The 5,493-nt window shown below is 70.8% G+C and carries 6 protein-coding genes; 4 read left to right on the plus strand and 2 right to left on the minus strand.

Annotated elements, in window-relative coordinates:
• Positions 1-237 precede the first annotated feature (237 nt).
• From EHS43_RS36145 to EHS43_RS36155, 3 genes are all read left to right on the plus strand, one after another.
• Entirely contained in the window at positions 238-984 is a 747-nt protein-coding gene (locus EHS43_RS36145; protein ID WP_125194835.1) for a GbsR/MarR family transcriptional regulator, read from the plus strand.
• Positions 985-1,090: 106 nt separating this feature from the next.
• On the plus strand, positions 1,091-1,678 hold the full coding sequence (locus tag EHS43_RS36150; protein ID WP_125194836.1) for a Uma2 family endonuclease: 588 nt from the start codon (positions 1,091-1,093) through the stop codon (positions 1,676-1,678).
• Between the two features lie 17 nt (positions 1,679-1,695).
• A complete protein-coding gene (locus EHS43_RS36155) occupies positions 1,696-2,325 on the plus strand; it encodes a 1,4-alpha-glucan branching protein (protein ID WP_125194837.1) in 630 nt (209 codons plus the stop codon).
• Positions 2,326-2,367: 42 nt separating this feature from the next.
• Here EHS43_RS36155 and EHS43_RS36160 read toward each other — a convergent pair whose 3' ends face one another.
• The gene (locus EHS43_RS36160; protein ID WP_125194838.1) at positions 2,368-3,969 is read right to left on the minus strand and encodes an amidase; all 1,602 of its coding nucleotides are present in this window, start codon (positions 3,967-3,969) and stop codon (positions 2,368-2,370) included.
• Positions 3,970-4,101: 132 nt separating this feature from the next.
• On the opposite strand from EHS43_RS36160, the gene EHS43_RS36165 reads away from it, so the two are divergent.
• On the plus strand, positions 4,102-5,094 hold the full coding sequence (locus tag EHS43_RS36165; RefSeq protein ID WP_125194839.1) for an aldo/keto reductase: 993 nt from the start codon (positions 4,102-4,104) through the stop codon (positions 5,092-5,094).
• A gap of 191 nt (positions 5,095-5,285) precedes the next feature.
• Here the strand turns inward: EHS43_RS36165 and EHS43_RS36170 are convergent.
• Positions 5,286-5,493: 2'-5' RNA ligase family protein (locus EHS43_RS36170; RefSeq protein WP_369009067.1), on the minus strand; the 208-nt coding region annotated here is incomplete at its 5' end.

The raw sequence follows: 5,493 nt of genomic DNA on the forward strand, positions 1-5,493 counted from the left end.
TCGAACTTCTGCATCAGGTGCTCCTGCGTTCGTCTCTGTTTCCGATGAACGAAAAGCTACGTTGCATTCACGAGTTGAGCAACATGCTTGTTGCGCACGACTCGTATCTCTGCAGCTAGTTGAGGTAATTTCATTGCAACGGGCGAGAAATCAACGCAACGTCAGCCCCACCTTCGTTGCAATGGAACTGGACTGAACGCTATGCTGCGGGCACCAGGGACCACGAAGGAGACCTCGATGCCGGGAGGCAGGCTCAGCCAGCAGGAACGCCAGCAGATCGCGCTGGGAGTGGCCGACGGCCTCGCCTACGCGGAGATCGCCCGCCGTCTCGAACGCCCCACCTCGACCGTCACCCGCGAGGTCATGCGCAACGGCGGCCCCACCGCCTACCGCGCCGACCTCGCCCACCGTGCCGCCGAACGCCGGGCCCACCGCCGCCGGCAGGCCGCCCCCCGGGGAACGCAGGCCCCCGCGCCGTCCCACGGGCGCGATCCCGAGGCGGTGCGGGAGTACGAGGAGACCTTCACGACCGTCCTCATGCAGACGGGCGCGCCCAAGATGATGGCGAGGGTGCTGACCTGCCTCTACACGAGCGACTCCGGCAGCATGACCGCCGCAGAACTCGTCCAGCGCCTCCAGGTCAGCCCGGCGTCCATCTCCAAGGCCATCAGCTATCTGGAGAACCAGGGCCTGGTCCGCCGTGAACGCGACGACCGGCGCCGCGAGCGCTACGTCGCCGACGACGACGTCTGGTACCAGTCCATGATCGCCAGCGCCCGCGGCACCATACAGCTCGCCGAGACCGCGCGGCAGGGCGTGAGCGTCCTCGGCCGTGAGACCCCGGCCGCCGTCCGCATGGAGAACATCGCCCGCTTCCTCGACTTCGTCTCCGAGAGCATCACGCGCGCCGCGGACCAGGCCCGCGAGGTCCTCCACACGAAACCGGCGCCGAAACCCGAGCCCTCCGCGGACAGCCCCACCTGAACGACCGGCATCCGGCCCGGAGCGCGCCTCCGTGTCCCGGCACCGTACGTATCGTTGTACCGCGCGGCTGCAGTCGTCCATGGGGCAGCCGGGGAGGAGCGCCACGATGACCGTCCTCGAAGACAGGATCGCGATGGCCGAGAGCGACAACACGAGCACCCTCGACGAGATGTTCGAGCGGCTCGAGAAGATGCCCGTCCCCGAGGGATACAAGGTCGAGATCGTCGAGGGGACCGTCTACATGTCGCCGCAGCGGGACACCCACTGGGAGATCATCCTGGACATCGTCGAGCAGCTGCGGACCAAGTACCCGCGCCAGCGCGTGAAGTCCGACGTGCGCATCGACTACCCGGGGCACCTCAACGGATTCGCGACCGACGTGACGGTGACGGCCGAAGGCGCCGCCAAGACGAAGGACGGCCACTGGTCCCATGCGGACGTCGAGTTCGTCGCCGAGGTGATCTCCAAGGGCACGGCGGCCAACGACTACGGCCCGAAGAAGGCCGCCTACGCCACGGCCGAAGTCCCGGTCTACGTCATCGCGGATCCGTATCAGGGGCGATGCCACATCTACACCGACCCCAAGGGCAGCGACTACGAGGTCGAGACCAGGGTGCCTTTCGGCAAGGACGTGGACCTCACCGGCACGGTCGTCGGTCTCGTCCTCAAAACGGATGAGTTCCCCCGCGACTGACTGACACAATCCGCCGCATGGCGATCATCCACAACACCACGCTCAAGCCCACCAAGCTGGAACTGCTCACCACCTGGCTGCCCACCCGCCCGTGGTACACCGGCACCAATACACCGGAGTTGGCCAAGGCCGGCGGCTTCCGGCTGGACGACCCGGAGGGCGAGGTCGGCATCGAGTTCATGGTGGCCGTGGACTCCTCCGGCCCCGAGCCCGTCGCCTACCTGGCCCCCCTCACCTACCGCTCCGCTCCCCTCCCCGGCGCCGAACACGCCCTCGTCGGCACCATGGAGCACGGCGTCCTGGGCCCCCGCTGGGCCTACGACGGCACCCACGACCCGGTCCTGCGCACCGAGCTCCTCGCCCTGTTCGAGGGCCGCGCCCAGGCCATGGCCCAGAGCATCAGCGACACCCCGGACCACGAGGTCACCCACTCCTACACCGGCCCAGCCCTCCCCACCGGCCCCGCCGAGGTCACCGAGGACCAGGACGGCACCGCGCTCACCCTCCCGGACGGCACCCTCCTGCGCCTGCACCGGCGCCCGCGCCCCACGGCCCCCGAGAGCGCGACGGGCCAGGTCACCGGAGCCTGGAACACCCCGGACGGCACCCGCGTCCGGGGCGTCGTCGCGAGCCTGCACACCCCCTGAGCGGTCCACCGCGAGGTCGGCTTACCCGCTCCTGAGCCGGAGTCAGAACCCCACATCCGGCCGCCGGTACCCCGGCACCCGCCGCGCCCTGCTGATCCGCTCGTAGGCGTGAGCGAGCCGCAGCAGGACCGGTTCGCTCCACGCCGTGCCCATGAACGTCACCCCCACCGGCAGCCCGAACGCGAACCCCGCCGGCACGCTCACCGCGGGATACCCGGCGAGCGCCGCGGGCGTGGACGCGCCGCCGCCGTACGTGTCCCCGCGGATCAGGTCGATCTTGGCCGGGGGTCCGGTCGTCGGCATCACGAGGGCGTCGAGGCGGTGCCGGCGCAGCACCGCGTCGATGCCCTCCGCCCGTGACAGCCGGCGGTTGACGGCGAGCGCCTCCTCGTACTCCCGTCGCGAGAAGTCCAGCCGCTCCACCGCCTCCAGTCCGTCCTGCCGTACGTACCGCAGCTCGCGGTCGGCGTGTTCGCGGTTGAAGGCGATCAACTCCTGCAGGTCGCGCGGGAGTTCACCGTCGGCCGCGGCCAGGTAGGCGTTCAGGGCGTGCTTGAACTCGTAGGCCTGGACGACCGTCGAGCCGGGCAGGTCCTCCAGTTGCCCGGCTGTGGGGATGTCCGCGGGGTCGACGACCACCGCCCCGGCCGCACGCATCGCCCCGATCGCCCGCTCGGCGATGTCGTCGGCGTGGTCGCTGTAGCCGAAGTAGACGTTGCGCGGGACACCGACCCGCGCCCCGCGCAGCCCGTCCGGGTCCAGGAACCGCGTGTAGTCGCGGTGGAAGTGGCCCCGGCTCGCCGCCGTTGCCGGGTCCCTGGCGTCGACCCCCACCAGGGCGCCGAGCATGATCGCGGCGTCCCGGACCGTACGTGCCATCGGGCCGACGCTGTCCTGGCTCGGCACGCCGGGGATCACCCCGCCCCGGCCGACCAGCCCGACGGTCGGTTTGACCCCGACGACGCAGTTCGCCGACGACGGGTCGATGATCGAGCCGTTGGTCTCGGTGCCGATCCCGGCGACGCACAGGTTGGCCGCGACGGCGGCGCCGGTGCCGGAGCTGGACTCGTTGGGCGAGCGGTCCAGTTTGTACGGGTTGCGGGTCTGGCCGCCGCGCGCGCTCCACCCGGCGTGGTGGGTGAGCGAGAGGCCGCCCGCCCACTCGCTGAGGTTGGTCTTGCCGAGGATGACGGCGCCGGCGGCCCGCAGCCGGGCGGCGACCGTGGCGTCCCGCGAGGGCCGCAGCCCCTCCAGGGCGAGCGATCCGGCCGTGGTGTGCATCCGGTCCGCGGTCTCGACCAGGTCCTTCAGCAGCACGGGCATACCGTGCAACGGCCCCCGGGGGCGCCCGCCAGCGTCCAGCCGCGCGGCCTCCCGCAGCGCGTCCGGGTTGACCTCGATCACCGCGTGCAGCAGCGGGTCGATGCGCTCGATCCGCTCCAGGTAGTAGCGCGTGAGCCGCTCCGCGTCGAGCCGCCCGGCGGCCATCAGCCCGCGCAGTTCACCGATGCCCAGCTCGTCGAACTCCCCGGCCGCGGCGCCCGCCTCCCGGGCCCGCGCCGGGCCCGGGCCCAGTAAGGGCGTGGCCGCCGCCGTGGTGCCGAGCGCCAGCACCTTCCGCCGGGTCGCCCGGATTCCCTCCATACGTGTCATGCACGGCACGCTAGAGACGGATCCGCCCGGACTCCCTCCGGCTGTCCCCCGTTTCCACCGGGGAGCAATCCCCCGAAGCCCGCGCTTGCCTGGAGTCCACTCCAAGGCGTTGGCTTGACCACCATGAAGTACACGCAGCTCGGACGCACCGGACTCAAGGTCAGCCGACTCGTCCTCGGCACCATGAACTTCGGCCCGCAGACCGACGAGACCGACTCCCACGCGATCATGGACTCGGCTCTCGACGCGGGGATCAACTACTTCGACACCGCCAACGTGTATGGGTGGGGTGAGAACAAGGGCCGTACCGAGGAGATCATCGGCAGCTGGTTCGCGAAGAGCGCCGCGCACCGGGACAAGGTCGTCCTCGCCACCAAGGTCTACGGCAACATGGCCGCGGACGGCGAGGCCTGGCCCAACCACGACAAGCTCTCCGCGGTCAACATCCGCCGCGCCGTCGACGCCTCGCTCAAGCGCCTTCGGACCGACCACATCGACATCTACCAGTTCCACCACGTCGACCGCGCCACCCCCTTCGAGGAGATCTGGCAGGCGATCGACACCCTCGTCCAGCAGGGCAAGATCCTCTACGTCGGGTCCTCCAACTTCCCCGGCTACAAGATCGCCCAGGCCAACGAGATCGCCGCCCGGCGGGGCGGCACCATCGGCCTCGTCAGCGAGCAGTGCCTCTACAACCTGGCCGAGCGGCGCGCCGAGATGGAGGTCATCCCGGCCGCCCAGGAGTACGGCCTCGGCGTGATCCCGTGGTCGCCGCTGCACGGCGGTCTGCTGGGCGGGGTCATCAAGAAGGAGGTCCAGGGCGGCCGCCGCGCCTCCGGCCGGGCCGCGGACACCCTCGCCGACCCGGCCAAGCGGGCACAGATCCAGTCCTACGAGGACCTGCTGGAGAAGCACGGTCTGGAGCCCGGCGAGGCGGCCCTGGCGTGGCTGCTGACCCGTCCCGGCGTCACGGGCCCGATCGTCGGCCCGCGTACGGCGGAACAGCTGGAGTCAGCGATCAGGGCGGTGGAGCTGGAGCTGAGCGAGGAGGTACTGGCCGGCCTGGACGAGATCTTCCCGGGTCCCGGACCGTCGCCCGAGGCGTTCGCCTGGTAACCCGGTAGGGGCAGCACCCCCAGGGGCGCGGGGAACTGCGCGGCCGGCCACGACGGCGCGGCAGCCGACGACGGACCGCGGTTCCCCGAGCCCTACCTGCCGAGCGCCGCAGCCAGCGCCACAACGACGAACATCATCACCAGCACACCGGCCATGATCCGGTTCCGTGTCTTCGGGTCCACGAGTCGAGCCTAACCGGCCCCGTCGAGCGCCCAGCGCCCGACCACCTCGTAGCGGGGCTGCTCCCCCGGCACCCCTGACGTCGGCAGATTGCTGCGCACCAGCGCCAGCTCCTCGACGGTCCAGGTGCGGCTGGTGAAGCCGTCCAGTACGGCGAGAAACGGCCCCGCGTCCACCGCCTCCCGGCTCCGCGCCACGGTCAGGTGGGCCCTGTAGCGC

Source organism: Streptomyces sp. RP5T, assembly GCF_003933965.1.
GTDB lineage: Bacteria > Actinomycetota > Actinomycetes > Streptomycetales > Streptomycetaceae > Streptomyces.

Bases quoted from the DNA above. Each gene is read 5' to 3' on its own strand.
- EHS43_RS36150 (WP_125194836.1), top strand. From the start codon at position 1,091: ATGACCGTCCTCGAAGACAGGATCGCGATGGCCGAGAGCGACAACACG.
- EHS43_RS36145 (WP_125194835.1), top strand. From the start codon at position 238: ATGCCGGGAGGCAGGCTCAGCCAGCAGGAACGCCAGCAGATCGCGCTG.
- EHS43_RS36160 (WP_125194838.1), bottom strand. From the start codon at position 3,969: ATGGAGGGAATCCGGGCGACCCGGCGGAAGGTGCTGGCGCTCGGCACC.
- EHS43_RS36165 (WP_125194839.1), top strand. From the start codon at position 4,102: ATGAAGTACACGCAGCTCGGACGCACCGGACTCAAGGTCAGCCGACTC.
- EHS43_RS36155 (WP_125194837.1), top strand. From the start codon at position 1,696: ATGGCGATCATCCACAACACCACGCTCAAGCCCACCAAGCTGGAACTG.